15 protein-coding genes are annotated in these 15,120 nt (G+C 69.3%); 2 read left to right on the top strand and 13 right to left on the bottom strand.

What is annotated here, in order from left to right:
* Positions 1-2: 2 nt before the first annotated feature.
* The 5 genes from AB0H49_RS01140 to AB0H49_RS01160 all read right to left on the bottom strand — a co-directional run bounded on the left by AB0H49_RS01140 (position 3) and on the right by AB0H49_RS01160 (position 5,410).
* Entirely contained in the window at positions 3-920 is a 918-nt protein-coding gene (locus AB0H49_RS01140; protein ID WP_355000108.1) for a TAXI family TRAP transporter solute-binding subunit, read from the bottom strand.
* Entirely contained in the window at positions 917-2,350 is a 1,434-nt protein-coding gene (locus AB0H49_RS01145) for a HAMP domain-containing sensor histidine kinase (protein ID WP_357245830.1), read from the bottom strand. The genes AB0H49_RS01140 and AB0H49_RS01145 overlap by 4 nt, the downstream gene beginning before the upstream one ends.
* Positions 2,351-2,369: 19 nt before the next feature.
* Positions 2,370-3,029, bottom strand: coding sequence for a response regulator transcription factor (locus AB0H49_RS01150; protein WP_355000538.1), 660 nt, complete (start codon positions 3,027-3,029; stop codon positions 2,370-2,372).
* A gap of 46 nt (positions 3,030-3,075) precedes the next feature.
* Positions 3,076-4,449: an MFS transporter gene (locus tag AB0H49_RS01155; RefSeq protein WP_355000110.1), complete on the bottom strand. Its 1,374-nt coding sequence runs from the start codon at positions 4,447-4,449 to the stop codon at positions 3,076-3,078.
* 133 nt (positions 4,450-4,582) lie between these two features.
* Positions 4,583-5,410 carry an LLM class F420-dependent oxidoreductase gene (locus AB0H49_RS01160; RefSeq protein ID WP_357245832.1) on the bottom strand — a complete coding sequence of 276 codons (828 nt, stop codon included), beginning with the start codon at positions 5,408-5,410 and terminating at the stop codon, positions 4,583-4,585.
* A gap of 285 nt (positions 5,411-5,695) precedes the next feature.
* On the opposite strand from AB0H49_RS01160, the gene AB0H49_RS01165 reads away from it, so the two are divergent.
* Positions 5,696-6,136, top strand: a complete 441-nt coding sequence (locus AB0H49_RS01165) for an Hsp20/alpha crystallin family protein (protein WP_355000539.1) — start codon at positions 5,696-5,698, stop codon at positions 6,134-6,136.
* A 48-nt stretch (positions 6,137-6,184) separates the two neighbouring features.
* Here the strand turns inward: AB0H49_RS01165 and truA are convergent, their stop codons facing one another.
* The 8 genes from truA to infA all read right to left on the bottom strand — a co-directional run bounded on the left by truA (position 6,185) and on the right by infA (position 11,194).
* Positions 6,185-6,997, bottom strand: a complete 813-nt coding sequence (truA, locus tag AB0H49_RS01170) for a tRNA pseudouridine(38-40) synthase TruA (RefSeq protein ID WP_357246583.1) — start codon at positions 6,995-6,997, stop codon at positions 6,185-6,187.
* Between the two features lie 208 nt (positions 6,998-7,205).
* Entirely contained in the window at positions 7,206-7,748 is a 543-nt protein-coding gene (gene rplQ / locus AB0H49_RS01175) for a 50S ribosomal protein L17 (protein WP_355000112.1), read from the bottom strand.
* 49 nt (positions 7,749-7,797) lie between these two features.
* Positions 7,798-8,856, bottom strand: a complete 1,059-nt coding sequence (locus tag AB0H49_RS01180) for a DNA-directed RNA polymerase subunit alpha (protein ID WP_067785162.1) — start codon at positions 8,854-8,856, stop codon at positions 7,798-7,800.
* 100 nt (positions 8,857-8,956) lie between these two features.
* On the bottom strand, positions 8,957-9,562 hold the full coding sequence (gene rpsD, locus AB0H49_RS01185) for a 30S ribosomal protein S4 (RefSeq protein WP_067785061.1): 606 nt from the start codon (positions 9,560-9,562) through the stop codon (positions 8,957-8,959).
* A 22-nt stretch (positions 9,563-9,584) separates the two neighbouring features.
* Positions 9,585-9,998: a 30S ribosomal protein S11 gene (gene rpsK / locus AB0H49_RS01190; protein ID WP_014981768.1), complete on the bottom strand. Its 414-nt coding sequence runs from the start codon at positions 9,996-9,998 to the stop codon at positions 9,585-9,587.
* 9 nt (positions 9,999-10,007) lie between these two features.
* Positions 10,008-10,379 (bottom strand): 30S ribosomal protein S13, encoded by a 372-nt coding sequence (gene rpsM, locus AB0H49_RS01195; RefSeq protein ID WP_043687550.1) that lies wholly within the window; start codon positions 10,377-10,379, stop codon positions 10,008-10,010.
* Positions 10,380-10,581: 202 nt separating this feature from the next.
* The gene (gene rpmJ / locus AB0H49_RS01200) at positions 10,582-10,695 is read right to left on the bottom strand and encodes a 50S ribosomal protein L36 (protein WP_011207363.1); all 114 of its coding nucleotides are present in this window, start codon (positions 10,693-10,695) and stop codon (positions 10,582-10,584) included.
* Between the two features lie 277 nt (positions 10,696-10,972).
* Positions 10,973-11,194, bottom strand: coding sequence for a translation initiation factor IF-1 (gene infA, locus AB0H49_RS01205; RefSeq protein ID WP_003418601.1), 222 nt, complete (start codon positions 11,192-11,194; stop codon positions 10,973-10,975).
* Positions 11,195-11,598: 404 nt separating this feature from the next.
* On the opposite strand from infA, the gene AB0H49_RS01210 reads away from it, so the two are divergent.
* The gene (locus tag AB0H49_RS01210; protein WP_357245837.1) at positions 11,599-15,120 is read left to right on the top strand and encodes an AAA family ATPase; all 3,522 of its coding nucleotides are present in this window, start codon (positions 11,599-11,601) and stop codon (positions 15,118-15,120) included.

Below are 15,120 nucleotides of genomic sequence, written 5' to 3' on the forward strand. Positions count from 1 at the left end.
CTTCACCCGTGGCGCCGCCGATAGGCCGCGGCCGCGCCAGGGTGCAGCGGAATAGGGCCGGTGCCGATCAATGAACGCGCGTCCAGGAACTGAGTGCCCGCGGCCTCGGCCGGGACCAGCGCGTCCGGGTGTCCGGCCAGCAGATCGACGATCGCGGCGGCGGCCTCGTCCGGCAACGTGGGCGCGGCGAGCAACAGGTTCGCCACACCGATCGTGGTGATCGCGGAGCCGCCCGGATAGGCGTCGCGCGGGATCTCGACGCGGTCGTAGATGTGCCCGTAGCGCTGACGCAACGGGACTGCCAGATCACCGAGATCCACCAAACGCATCCGCAGTGGAACCTCCAGCGCCGCGGTCGGGACGCCGCCCGCCCACAGCAGCGCGTCGACGGCGCCGGAACGCAGGGCCGCCGCGGCGTCGCGCAGCGGGCGATGCTCCACGATGACGTCGGTCGCCGGATCCAGCCCGGCCGCGAGCAGTATCCGCTCTCCCGTCAGCGCCGCGCCGGAACCCTCGGCGCCGAGATTCACGCGCTTGCCGCGCAATTCGACGACCCGGCGGACGGTGCTGTCGACCCGCACGGCCAACTGCAAGTAGTTCTCGTAGACCCGCCCGAGCGCGAGCACGCCGCCCGGCGCGTCCCTGCTCGAATCCGCCAGCGCCAGACCGGCTTGCGCGTCTCCCCTGGCCAGCATCGTGAGGTTGTCCTGGGAGCCCGAGGTGGCGACCGGCTCGATCCGCACCGTCCCGATCTGCGCGGCCGCGGCGGCCAGCAGACGCGCGAACGCGTGATAGAAGCCGCCCACCTCACCGGAGGCCAACCGGACCACCGGGTCGTCGCCGCTCCCGCAGCCCGCGACACCCGCGACGCCGAGCGCCGCGAGCGCCAGGAACTTGCGCCGGTCGAGCCGCCCCGTCACGACGCCACCACCGCGGGCAGACGAACCGCGACCGCGAGTCCGTGCGGCGACACCTCGGAGACCGACAGCGCACCGCCACGCGCCTGGGCGAGCGCCGCCGCGATCGGCAGACCGAGGCCGGAACCCCCTGGCTGCGCGGCGGAACCACGGAAGAAGCGCGTGGTGAGCTTGTGGATCTCGTCGGCGGGCACGCCGCGGCCGTCGTCGCGGACCGTCACCGTGATCCAGTCCGGCTCGATTCCCACGGACACGACAGTGCTCGCGCCGCTACCCGCGTACCGATTCGAATTGCTCAGCGGCACATCGAGAATCTGTGCCAGCACATCCGCCGAGACGGCGGCCTCGGCGGGCGACCCCGGCTGCTCGGCGCGCAGCGACTGCCCCGCCGCGTCGAACGCGGAATGCCAGGCGTCGATCCGATCGGCCACGACTTGCCCGGCGTCGCAACGGTGTTCCTCGGCGCCCGCCGCGGTGGCGAAGCCGTCCGGCGTCTCCGCGACGGCCAGCGTGAGCAGTCCGTCGAGCAGCGTGGTGAGCCGGTCCACCTCCGCGCTCGCGCCGCGGAAGGTGTCGGCCGCGCTCTCCGGTACGGCGTACTCGAGCGAGTCCAGCCGAATGGTGAGCGCGGCCAACGGATTGCGCATCGCGTGCGCGGTGTCGGCCACCAGTTGCCGTTGCGCCTCCGTGGAGTCGGCGACCGCGAGCGCCATGGCGTCGAAAGACTCCGCGACGGCGCGCATTTCGGGCGGTCCGCCGTAGTGCCTCGCGATGGATGGCGGCGGCGCGTCGTCGGAAGTCTGCGGCGCGGGTCGCGCCTTCGGCAGCGTCGCGGTCAATTCGGCGACGGCGCGGGACAGGGCCGCGAGCGGCCGCAGCACCCAGCGGCTCAGCGTCAGCGCGAGCATCGTGAACAGCACCATGGCCGCGGCGCCGCCCAAACCGATGACCAGCCAGGCGCGGGTGATGTCGCGACGCGCCTGCGCGGTGGACGCCTCGATGACGACGGCCCCGTTGACCTGCACGCCGGTCCCGACCGGCCGCGCGACGAGCATCATCGGATCGCTCCACGGCATCAGCCGGTCGATCGGATGCGGTCGCTGATTGCGCCGCGCGTCGGCGACCGCCGCGACGACGGCCGGATCGATGATGTCCACGCCCGCGTTGACCGCGGTCGCACCGCGCGCGTCGACCACGAGCACGTTCTCGTCGTACAACTCGTGGTATCGCGCGACCTCCTCGGCGAGCGCGGCGTCGTTTCCTTCCACCCCGACGGCGTCGGCGAGGGTGGCGAACCGATCCGCGTCACCGGAACGGCCGAGCACCAACTCCTGGGTCCGGCTGGTGGCATAGGTCAACGACAGCGGCACCGCGAACGCCAGGACCGCGATCGCCGCGAACACCGTCAGCGCGGCAAGCAGTCTGCGCCGCATGGCCTTCCGTCCTCCACGCTCACTGTCCCCACCGGTATCCGTAGCCGCGGATCGTGGTGATCAGCCCCGGCCGGTTCAGCTTGGCGCGCAGACCGGTCATGTGCACGTCCAGCGAACGCGACACCGCGACGAACGCGTCGCCCCAGATCCGGTCCATCAGCTGCTGGCGGCTCACCGCCGCGCCCGGTCGTTCCACCAGCGCCTCGACCAGCTCGAATTCCTTCTGCGTCAACGCGACCGGCGCACCGCCGACCTCGACGACCCGGGCCGCGAGATCGACTCGCACGTCACCGGTGACCACCTCGGTGCGCTCGGACTGCGCCACCGCGGCGGCCCGGCGCAGCACCGTCTCCAGCCGCGCCAGCAGCTCCGCGATCCGCGGCGGCTTCACCAGGTAGTCGTCGGCGCCGCCGCGCAATCCGCGCACGATGGAGCGTTCGTCGCTGCGGGCGGTCAGGATCAGCACGGGCACCGTGCTCACCTCGCGCAGTTGCCGCAGCACCTGCAGACCGTCGCCGTCGGGCAGTCCGAGATCGAGGATGACAGCATCGTAGCGGCGGTGATCGAGCAGTAACTCGCTACCGCGCCGCTTGCGGTCGGCGGAGTAACCGCGGGCATTGAGCGCCTCGACGAGCGCGTCGCCCACGCCGTCGTCATCTTCGACCACCGCAAGCCGCACGCGCCGATCCTGCCACATGGGCAGGATCGGCGCGGAGACGAGTCGCTCAGCCACGCACGGTGGCCATCGGACGGTCGTCATCGGTATCGGCGCTCGCCGCGGCGACGCGTGCCTTCTCGTCGGCGTCGATCGTGGACTCGGCCGAGGTCTCCCGCATGAACCAGTAGGTGACCAGCGAGATCGCGATACAGCCCGCCACGTAGTAGAAGTACACCGACTCCGCACCCGCCTTCTTCAGCGCGAGGGCGATCATCTCCGCGGTGCCGCCGAAGATCGCGACGGTCAGCGCGTAGGGCAGGCCGACGCCGAGCGCGCGGATCTTGGTCGGGAACAGCTCGGCCTTCACGATGGCGTTGATCGAGGTGTAGCCGGTGATGATGATCAGAGCCAACATCATCAGGCCCCAGGCCGCGACCGGGTTCGAGGTGTCGGCGAGCACGGTCATGATCGGAACGGTGCACAGCGTGCCGCAAATGCCGAAGAACAGCAGCAGCTTCCGTCGGCCGATCCTGTCGGACAACCCGCCCGCCAGCGGCTGCAGCACCACGAACACCAGCAGCGCGACGAAGTTGATCCAGGCCACCGTGCCCTTGGAGATGCCGGAGGTGTTGATCATGAACTTCTGCATGTAGGTGGTGTAGGTGTAGAACGCCACCGTGCCGCCGAGGGTCAGGCCGACAACGAGCAGGCACTCCCGCGGGTACTGCAGCAGCACCTTCAGCGAACCGCGCGAGGACCCGCTCGCCTCCTTCGAACCCGAGGCCTCCGCCTCGAACGACGCGGACTCGTCCATCCCGCGCCGCAGCACCATCACGACGAGCGCACCGCACGCGCCGATCGCGAACGGGATTCGCCAACCCCAGGAATGCATCTGGGCGGAGGTGAGCACCTGCAGCAGCACGATCTGCACGCCGAGCGCGGTGAGCTGACCGGCGACCAGGGTCACGTACTGGAAGCTCGAGTAGAACCCGCGCCGACCGGCCGACGCGACCTCGGACAGGTAGGTCGCGCTGGTGGCGTACTCACCGCCGACCGAGAGGCCCTGCAGCAGTCGCGCGAGCAGCAGCAGCACCGGCGCGGCGATGCCGATGGTCTGGTAGCCCGGCGTGACCGCGATGAGCAGCGAACCGGCCGCCATCACCGTCACCGACAGGGTCAGCGCGGCGCGCCTGCCGAACCGGTCCGCGTAGCGGCCGAGCGCCCAGCCGCCGAGCGGGCGCATCAGGAACCCGACCGCGAAAACCGCCGCCGTGGACAGCAGCTGTGCGGTCGAATCCCCTTCGGGGAAGAACGTTTTCGCGAAGTACACACTGAACGCCGCGTAGACGTACCAGTCGTACCACTCGACCAGGTTGCCGATCGATCCGCGCAGCACGTTCGCGACAACGCGGCGCTCGCTCGTGGGCTGTGTCGTAGTCACCCGAATCTCCTCCTTCAACGCGTCTTCGCGTCAGCTGGAAGAGAGTGTGTCGGCAGTCACAAGGCGTTCGGAAGCGTGCGGCGGGTTTTCTAACTGTCTCTTAGGACGGTCGCCCGCCGCACGCTCGCGCAGGTCAGGCGCGCAGCAAGGGGGCGAGCGCGCGCAGCGACGCGAGGTAGTCGTCGCCGAGCGCTTGGAGAGCGACGTGGTCGGCGCCCGCGTCGACATGGGCGACGAGCTGCTCGGCCACCCGCTCCGCGGAGCCGTGCACCGCCAGCTGATCGACCAGCCGATCGCTGCCCGGGGTGGCGACATCGGCGTCGTCGAAGCCGAGCCTGCGCAGGTTCGCGACGTAGTTGCCCAGCCCGAGGTACATCGGCACGATCGTGCGACCGACTTCGCGTGCCCGCTCCGGGTCTTCCTCGACGACGAGTTTCTGCTCGACGGCCAACAGGGTGCCCTCGCCGAGAATCGCCCGGGCGCGGCGCGAATGCTCGGGAGTAACCAGATACGGGAGGGCGCCCGCGGTCCTGTCGCGTGCGAGTTCCAGCACGCGCGGACCCAAGGCGGCGAGTGCCAGCCGCTGCTTCGGCACTCCGGCCGCGTCCAGCTCGTCGAGGTACGCGACCAACGCCTCGTAAGGCTTGAGATACGGATCGTTGAACTCCGGGTGCCCGGCGCCGACACCGAGCAGGAAGCGGCCGGGGAAGCTCTCCTCGATGCGGTGGAACGACTCCGCGACCGTCTTCGCCGGAGCCGACCAGATGTTCACGATGCTGGTGGCCACCGTGAGCGACTCCGTCGCGGCGAGCAGCGATTCCACCACGGGCAGGTCCGCGGGCGGCGAACCGCCGAGCCACACCGTGCCGTAGCCGAGCTGCTCCAGCTCGCTCGCCTCGTCCGGAGTCACCCCCTGGTAGCCGCGCCACACACCGAAACGTCCGAGAGCATCAATTGTCATGTGGGGAAGGAACAGTTGTTGTCCCCGTTCCTATTCCGCACGGCCGTCGACACTCGAAGACACAGCGGTCAACTGCTTCGAGAGCGCCCGGCTGCCTCGGACGCCGGCTTCTACCCCGGCCGTCCAGCTGTTCCGGCGCGGCGGTTCGGTCGTGCGAAACGGCATCGAAAACCGCCGCCGAAACTATTAGCACTCCCGCCCCGGGAGTGCTAACTTTGATGGTGCACAGCTTCCGGCGCCCGCCGCCGTGGTGGCGCCGACGTCAATGAGATGGAGGTGATTGCTGTGCTGCGGTTCGATCCATTCCATGACATCGACACAGTTGCTCGCCAGTTGCTCGGCGAGAACGTCGGGTCGACGCGCGCACCGCGCTTCATGCCGATGGATCTGTTCAGAGCGGGCGACCACTACGTCCTCAACGCCGATCTGCCCGGTGTGGATCCCGGCTCGGTCGACGTGAGCGTGGACAACGGCACCCTCACCCTGCGCGCGCAGCGCAGCGTGCCGAGCGAGGAAGGCGTCCAGTGGATCGCCTCCGAGCGCTTCGCGGGCACCTACATGCGCCAGCTCTCCCTCGGCGACAACGTCGATGCCGACAAGATCAGCGCGACCTACAACAACGGCGTCCTCTCGGTGACCATCCCGATCGCAGAACGGGCCAAGCCGCGCCGCATCGAGATCTCCGGGCACTCGCAGCCGAAGACCATCGAGGCGGGCGGCAGCTGAGCCATTCCGGTACCGCGGTTCGCTGAAGCCTGCCGCGGTACCGGTCCCCTATCCCTCTCCGCCGCAGCAGCCTCGGTTCGGCACGGTGCGCATTTCCCTGGTCTCGGCATTGCGCGCGGCCAAGTCCGCGTCGGCCGGGTAGTCGACCGCGACCAGGCTCAGGCCGTGGGCGGGCGCGACGGTCACCGCGCTGGAACGCTCGGTCTCGTTCAGCAGTCCGGCGATCCACTCCGGCGTGCGCCTGCCCTCGCCGACGGCGAGCACCGCGCCGACCAGACTGCGCACCATCGACCAGCAGAACGCGTCCGCGCTGACGTACGCGGTGAGCAGGTCCCCCTCGCGCTCCCAGTCGAAGCGCTGCAATTCGCGGACCGTGGTCGCGCCCTCCCTGCGGCGGCAGAACGCGGCGAAATCGTGCAGCCCCAACAGGTTTCCGGATGCCGCGCGCATGGCGGCCAGATCCACACCGGGGCGGCACGGCACGATGCTGCGGGCGGTCAGCGGCTCGGCGCCGTAGGGCGCGGTGGTGAGCCGGTACACGTAGTGGCGGCGGATCGCCGAGAAGCGCGCGTCGAATTCCGGCGGCGCGAGCCGGGCGGCCTTGATGCGCACGTCTTTCGGGAGGAAGCGCGCCATGCGGTGCACGAGCTTGTCGCCGTCGAACTCGGCGGTGGTGTCGAAGTGCGCGACCTGTCCTTCGGCGTGCACGCCCGCGTCCGTGCGACCCGCGACGGTCAGCTGGATCGGCTCACGGAACACCTTGCTCAGCGACTCCTCCAGCACACCCTGCACGGTGCGCAGGCCCGGCTGGCGGGCCCAGCCGATGAAATCGGTTCCGTCGTAGGAGATGTCGAGGCGCACCCGTACGGCGGCCGGGGCCTCGGCGGCCGCTGAGGGCTCCGGCTGCGAGCTCACCGTTCCCATCGAATCCTCCACTGTCACAACGACTCCTCATCGACGCGAATGAGCCCGCCACCCACAAGGGCGGCGGGCTCATTCGAGAAATCCCGACCCAGGTCAAGCGTCCGGCACATCCCCGCATGCGCGGGGAACAACCCGACGTCAGGCGTCAGGCGTCCTTCTTGTCCTCGGCGGACTCGTCGGCGGGCTCATCCCCGGCAGTCTGGGGAGCCGATTCCTCTGCGGTCTCGGCGACAGCCTCGTCCGTCTTCTCCTCGGCGGCCGCCGGAGCGGCCTCTTCCGCCTTCTGCGAAGCGGCCACGCGACGGGCGCGATCGGCCTCGTTGGTCACGGTCTTCTCCCGGACCAGCTCGATGATCGCCATCGGCGCGTTGTCACCCTTACGCGGCAGCGTCTTGGTGATGCGGGTGTAGCCACCCTCGCGTCCATCGAACGACGGCCCGATCTCCGCGAAGAGCGAGTGCACGACGTCCTTGTTGCGGATCACCTTCAGCACCTCGCGACGGTCGGCGAGGGTGCCGCCCTTCGCCTTGGTGATGAGCTTCTCCGCGTAGGGGCGCACGGCCTTGGCCTTGGCCTCGGTGGTGGTGATCCGGCCGTGCTCGAAGAGCGCCGTGGCCAGATTGGCGAAGATCGCCTTCTGGTGCGACGCCGACCCGCCGAAGCGGGCACCCTTCTTGGGCTTAGGCATTGTTGATTCTCCTTGTATGCGGCCGGGCCGGGGCGCCTACCCCAGCGGCCTAGAGCTGTTCGGTCTCGGCGTAGTCCTGCTCGCCGCCATCGGTGTCACTGAACGTGCCGCTGTCGCTCCACGTGCCGGTGCTCGCGTCGTAACCCACCACGGAGGACGGGTCGAACGACGCCGGGCTGTCCTTCAGCGAGAGGCCGAGCGCGTGCAGCTTGACCTTCACCTCGTCGATGGACTTCTGGCCGAAGTTGCGGATGTCCAGCAGATCCGACTCGGTGCGGGCGACCAGCTCGCCCACCGTGTGCACACCCTCGCGCTTGAGGCAGTTGTAGGACCGGACGGTGAGGTCCAAGTCCTCGATCGGCAGACCGAACGAGGCGATGTGATCCGCCTCGGCCGGCGAGGGGCCGATCTCGATGCCTTCGGCTTCGACGTTCAGCTCGCGAGCCAGGCCGAACAGCTCGACCAGGGTCTTGCCCGCCGAGGCGAGCGCGTCCCGCGCGCTGATGGAGTTCTTGGTCTCCACGTCCAGGATGAGCCGGTCGAAGTCGGTGCGCTGCTCGACACGGGTGGCCTCGACCTTGTAGGTCACCTTGAGCACCGGGGAGTAGATCGAATCCACCGGGATCCGGCCGATTTCCGCACCCGACGCCTTGTTCTGCACAGCGGGGACGTAACCGCGACCGCGCTCGACGACGAGCTCGATCTCGAGCTTGCCCTTGTCGTTCAGGGTGGCGATGTGCATGTCCGGGTTGTGCACGACGACGCCGGCGGGCGGCACGATGTCACCGGCGGTGACGGTGCCGGGACCCTGCTTGCGCACGTACATCGTCACCGGCTCGTCCTCCTCCGAGGACACGACCAGACCCTTGAGGTTCAGGATGATGTCGGTGACATCTTCCTTCACGCCGGGGACGGTGGTGAACTCGTGCAGAACGCCGTCGATGCGGATGCTCGTGACCGCGGCCCCCGGGATCGAGGACAGCAGGGTACGCCGCAGCGAGTTGCCGAGGGTGTAGCCGAAGCCCGGCTCGAGGGGTTCGATGGTGAACTTCGAGCGGTTCTCGGCCACGACCTCTTCGGTCAGGGTCGGACGCTGGGAAATCAGCATGAGGATCATCCTCCTTTTAGGGCGCCCGCTATTTGACGCCTCGTTTTAAGGGGTTGTGCGGCAGGGGCGAAACCCCCGCCGCACCAGCGGCATTCGCTGATTACTTCGAGTAGTACTCGACGATCAGCTGTTCCTGCAGCGGCACATCGATCTGGGCGCGCTCCGGCTCCTGGTGGACCAGGATCCGCAGACGGCCCGGGATCACCTGCAGCCAGCCCGGAACCGGGCGATCGCCGAGGGTCTCCCGCGCGACCTGGAAAGGCAGGGTCGGCAGCGACTTTTCCTTGACATCGATGATGTCGTACTGGCTCACCTTGTAGCTGGGCACGTCGACCTTGACGCCGTTGACCAGGAAGTGGCCGTGGCTGACGAGCTGACGGGCCTGGCGACGGGTGCGCGCCAGACCGGCGCGGTACACGACGTTGTCGAGACGGGTCTCGAGCAGACGAAGCAGGTTGTCACCGGTCTTGCCCTTGAGGCGGTTGGCCTCTTCGTAGTACCGGCGGAACTGCTTCTCCATGACGCCGTAGGAGAAGCGAGCCTTCTGCTTCTCCTGCAGCTGGAGCAGGTACTCGCTCTCCTTGATACGCGCACGGCCGTGCTGGCCGGGCGGGTACGGGCGACGCTCGAACGCCTGATCGCCGCCGACGAGGTCGACGCGCAGACGACGCGACTTGCGGGTGATGGGTCCGGTGTAACGGGCCATTTCGCTCTACCTTCCTTTCCCGCTAGACGCGACGCCGCTTGGGCGGACGGCAGCCGTTGTGCGGCTGCGGGGTGACATCGGAGATCGTGCCCACCTCGAGGCCTGCGGCCTGCAGCGAACGGATCGCGGTCTCGCGGCCCGAACCCGGGCCCTTGACGAACACGTCGACCTTCTTGACGCCGTTCTCCTGCGCCTTGCGGGCAGCGTTCTCGGCGGCGAGCTGCGCGGCGAACGGGGTCGACTTACGCGAACCCTTGAAGCCGACGTGACCCGACGACGCCCAGGAGATGACGTTGCCGTTCGGGTCGGTGATGGACACGATCGTGTTGTTGAACGTGCTCTTGATGTGCGCGTGGCCGTGCGGGACGTTCTTCTTTTCCCTGCGACGCGACTTCTGGGTCTTCTTGGGGCCGGAGGCCCTGCTCTTAGGAGGCATCCGTATCCCTTACTTCTTCTTGCCTGCGACGGTGCGCTTCGGGCCCTTGCGGGTGCGCGCGTTGGTCTTGGTCCGCTGGCCACGCACGGGCAGGCCACGACGGTGGCGCAGGCCCTGGTAGCAGCCGATCTCGATCTTGCGGCGGATGTCGGCCTGCACCTCACGGCGCAGGTCACCCTCGACCTTGAACTCCGAAGCCTCGATGTAGTCGCGGAGCTTCGTCAGGTCGTCGTCGCTGAGGTCCTTCGAACGCAGGTCCGGGCTGACGCCGGTGGCCTCGAGGATCTCCTGGGAGCGGGTACGGCCGATGCCGAAAATGTAGGTCAGCGCGATCTCCATGCGCTTTTCGCGCGGGAGGTCGACGCCCATGAGACGTGCCATGTGGCAGTTTCCTTAATCGTTGCGGAGGTCTGCTCCCTGTCCGTTCCCCCGTCTTGTTTGGGGCACCGGCCTCCGTACCGGTGGTTGGCTCGCACGCCCCGTTCCCTCTCTCGAGAGCCCGAATTTCCACAGCGTGCGGCTGGAGCTGGGAGTTCTTCTCTGTGCCAATCCGAACTGCGTTCGGTGCTTGGCGGTGAAACGATCAGCCCTGGCGCTGCTTGTGGCGCAGGTTGTCGCAGATCACCATGACCCGGCCGTGGCGGCGGATCACCTTGCACTTCTCGCAGATCTTCTTGACGCTCGGCTGAACCTTCACGTCCGTCCAATCTCGTTGCGGTCCACACGGGTGTGAACACAGTTTTTCCCCAGCCTGGCGACTGGGGAAGTCTTATTGTCCTCGTCCTCGCGGACGGTGGCCTCTCCGGGGGGAGAGACTCTGAGTAAAAGCCTTGGTTCGTGCCTAACCCAGCCCGCCCGTTCGGGGGTCCGGGGGCGAAGCCCGCCGGGCGGGGTGTGGGGGTTGCACCCCCACAGAACACCAAGTGAATCGACCTAGGCGAGCGCATTTCGCGAGCATGGCTCGCCGACTCGATTCACTTGTAGCGGTAAACGATGCGGCCGCGGGACAGGTCGTAGGGCGAAAGCTCGACGACCACCCGGTCCTCGGGAAGGATGCGAATGTAGTGCTGCCGCATCTTTCCGCTGATGTGCGCGAGAACCTTGTGCCCGTTCTCGAGCTCGATCCGGAACATCGCATTGGGCAGCGGCTCGACAACTCGACCCTCGACCTCGATGGCCCCGTCTTTCTTCGCCATGTCCTCCGCGATCCCGGTTCGCTGGTCGGCATTGCCGATCGAACCTGGTGTGATTGCCTGGTGTCTGCTTGTATGTACCGGTCGGCGTAACCGGACCGGCGGCATGCAAACAGGCGGCGCATAGGTGCACCGCCGCTCCAGCTTACCGGGAGGCATCCGATCCGGCAAAAACACCTCGCCGTGCAGTCCCCGGCGTGGCCGCTCCCTGCCCCGCGTCGAGCGACGCCGGTCACGTAAACTGACCGAGTCCAGGAAACGGTCGAGCAGACTTAGGGGGATGCCGTGAGCCAGCGTACCGGGCGTGCCGCAGGCGCCGCGCCCCTCGGCCACGGCGGGGCCGAGCGCGAGCGCAGCGGGCGAGCCATCTCGGGCACGACGAAGCCGAGCGACAGTGAGGCGATGCGGTGAGTCGCAACAACGACGGCCTGCCGATGCTGCCGCCGTGGCTGTCCGACAGCGAGGTCAACGGCGGCTACGAGGCACCGGTACAGAATCTTCCGCACGACGACATCATCGACGACGCACCCGACCGCAAACGCAAGGGCCGCAAATCGCAGGCCCCGGAAGGCCGCCACGACGCGAGTCAGGGCTCCGGCCGCAAGGACAAGAAGCGCAGGTGGCTGGGCCGCGACAAGGACGAGCCGGTAGAGGAACAGCCCGCCGAGCCGCAGCCGCGAGGGGATTCGTGGGGTCGGCCGCAGTCGGGTGATTCGTGGTCGTCAGGCACGGACGCCGAGGGTCGCCCCGGGCAATCGCCGCAGCAGACCACGCACGGCCAAGGCGACCGCAACGGTTCATGGCAGCCCATGGAAGGTCCCGGTCGGACCAGCGCGCCTCAGCAGCCGATGGAAGGACGCGGGCCGGTGCCGCCGCAAGGCGGCGGTGGCTATATACCCCAGCAGCCGATCGGTGATTCCGGCCGCCAATCACCGGGCGGGCCTGGTCGAGCGCAGCCGGATCAGTTCGGCGGGCCGGGGCTGATTCCCGCACAGCAGTTCGGCGGCCAGGGACAGCCGGGCCAAGAGCCGGTCGGCGACGCCGGGCGATGGAGTAGTGGACCGGAGCAGGCGCATCCGGGGCAATTCGGTGAGCCCGGTCAGGCGTCCCCGCAGCAATTCGGCGTCCCCGGTCGCGATTCGCGACAGCACGGTGGCCCAGAGCAGGTGTATCAGCCGTCGACCGGCGGCCCCGGTCAAGCGCCACCGCAACACGGCGGTCCCGGCCAGGTGCCGACGCCGCAGCACGGCGGACCCGAACAGATCCACGGCGCGTCCGCGTATGCGCCCGGTTCGACGAGCGGGCCCGGACAGCAACAGCATCCGACGGGCCCCGGGCAACCGCCGATCGACGGATCGGGCGCGCAGCATCCGGACGCCCAGCGCACAGGCTCTCGCCTGCCCACCCGGCAACCGAGCCAGCCTTCCGAGGGCTTCCAACCTCTCGGTCAGCGCACGCCCACGCCGACGACCCCGCCGCCCGCACCCGAGCCGCCGCCTTCGAACGAGGCGACCACGCGCTACCAGCGCCAGCTCCCCGACCTGCCGCCACCGCCGAGCGAGGTCCGGCCGTCCCCGGTCGAGGACAGCTCTGCCCGGCGGGCCCAGAACGACTTCGCCGCCCGGACCACCGAGGCCGAAGGCCGCATTCCCGCACCGGATGCCGAGCACCCCGTGTCCGCTCCGGCGGCTGAGGGTCGCACGGCCGCGCAGACGGGTCAGGTCTTTGCCCCGGCGACCGAGGGTCGCACTCCCGCGCAAGCTGGCGAGGGTGACGCCTCCAACGCGGCAGCGCAGGTCGCCGAGGGAAGCACCTCGACCGCGTCGGACGCGAGTCGTTCTTCGAGCGAATTCGACAGTGCTCCACCGTGGCTCGCGGGCCCGAGCGCGAGCAGCGCGACCGCCGCGTCGGGTCCGGCCGCAGCCGCGCCATCCGCGGAGCAAGGCCTCCCGCCGCGTACGCAGGAGGGGGCGGCGCCATCGAGCGACGTCCCGCCGTCTTGGCTCGGCGGTGCCGAGCAGCGTCAGCCGAGTACCCGCCCCGAGCTGCCGCCGCCGCCGACCGCCGAACAAGCTGGGGCGCAAGCGTCTTCGCCGACCGCGCAGCAGGCGCCGACGTTCCCGAGCGACATCGCTCGACCGGCCGAGGCCGCCCCGGCCGCGCACTCGGGCGTCCCGGGCGGAACGTCCGCGACTCCCGATCCCGCTACCGGAACCGATCGTCCGAGCTCTGCGTCTCAGCCGATCGCCGACGACAGAGCGTTCGACGCGAGTCAGCGCTCTTCCACTCGGCCCGTCGATCGGACCGAGGGCGAGATCCCGCAGGGCCCCGCCGATTCCGCGTACGGACGCGACGTAGTCGGACGAGGCCAGGGCGGCGAGTTCACGCGCGACCCGGCCGTAAGCTCGGGCACGGCCGAGGACGCCGAGTCCGCGGGCGGCAGGCACCGATTGCCCGCCGAACCGAACGCGGGTGAGCGACAGTGGGGCGCACCGGGTCCGGCGCAGGGCGGACATCGGGCTCCGGTCAGCGATCAGCCCGCCCCCGGCCAGGTACGCCGCGATCCCGGCGTGTTCGCGCAGCAGGGCGGCCAGGCGCCGGGCGGCGAAATGCCTTGGTCCCAGTCGGGATACGGCCCGCAGGCGCCGAATCCGCAGGACGGTCCCGCGCCCTCCGGCTATGCCGACCAGCGGCAAGGCGGTTTCGCACCCACCCCGGGTCCCGACGCCAGTGCCTACCACATTCCCGGCGACCGGCGGCCCGGCGAACCGGGGTATCCGGCGTCGTCCGGGCCGGGGACGGTCGAGCCCGCGAACAACGCGCCTGGCTTCATCCCCGCGGCAGCCGAACAGCACCCGTCCTCCCCTCCGGCGTGGAACCAGGCGGCGCAACCTCCCGCGCCCCCGCAGGGTCCCGCTGCCGAGAGCTGGGGTCAGCAGCCGCACCGACCGGCCGCCGAGAGCTGGGGCCACCAGCCGCACGGCGGTCCACACCAGCACGGCCAGCCCTCGCTGGACGACGTGCCGTTGCGCCGCGCCAAGAAGGCGCCGGGCAGCGGGTGGCGTAAAGCCGTGCACCACATGTCCGGTGGCGCGATCAATCCCGGCATGTCGGCCGAGGAGTTGCGGCTCCAGGAACTGGTGGCGCGGATCAGGCAGCCCGTCCGCGGCGATTACCGCATCGCGGTGCTCTCGCTGAAGGGCGGCGTCGGTAAGACGACGACCACCATGGGCCTCGGGTCCATCTTCGCCTCGATCCGCGGCGACCGGGTGATCGCGGTCGACGCCAACCCGGACTTCGGCACTCTCTCCCAGCGAGTTCCTTTGCAAACCCGGTCGACGGTGCGCGATCTGCTGCTCGATCCGTCGATCGAGCGCTACTCGGACGTGCGCAGGCACACCTCGCAGGCCACCAGCCGACTGGAAGTGCTTGCCAGCGAACGCGATCCGGCGGCGTCGGAGGCGTTCAACGACGAGGAATATCGAGCCGTCGCCCGAATCCTGCAGCGCTACTACAACATCATCCTCACCGACTGCGGCACCGGACTGATGCACTCGGCGATGGCGGGCGTGCTCGACTTGGCGCACTCGCTGGTGCTCATCTCGTCAGCGGCGATCGACGGCGCGCGCAGCGCCGCGGCGACGCTGGACTGGTTGTCCCTGCACGGTCACGATCACCTGGTGCGCAACGCCGTCGTGGTGATCAACCTGCCGCGTGAGGGTTCGCCGAACGTGGGCGTGCAGCAGCTGCGCGAGTACTTCCTGTCGCGGTGCCGCGCGGTGCACATCATCCCGTACGACTCGCACCTCTCGGAGGGCGCCGAGATCGACCTGCACCGGCTCAGCAAGCAGGCCAAGCGCGCCTACGTGGAACTGGCCGCGACGGTCGCCGACGAGTTCGGCGTCGACCACCGCCGTTTCCACGCCTGA

Origin of the sequence: Nocardia sp. NPDC050713 (assembly GCF_040654315.1) — a bacterium.
Lineage (GTDB): Bacteria > Actinomycetota > Actinomycetes > Mycobacteriales > Mycobacteriaceae > Nocardia.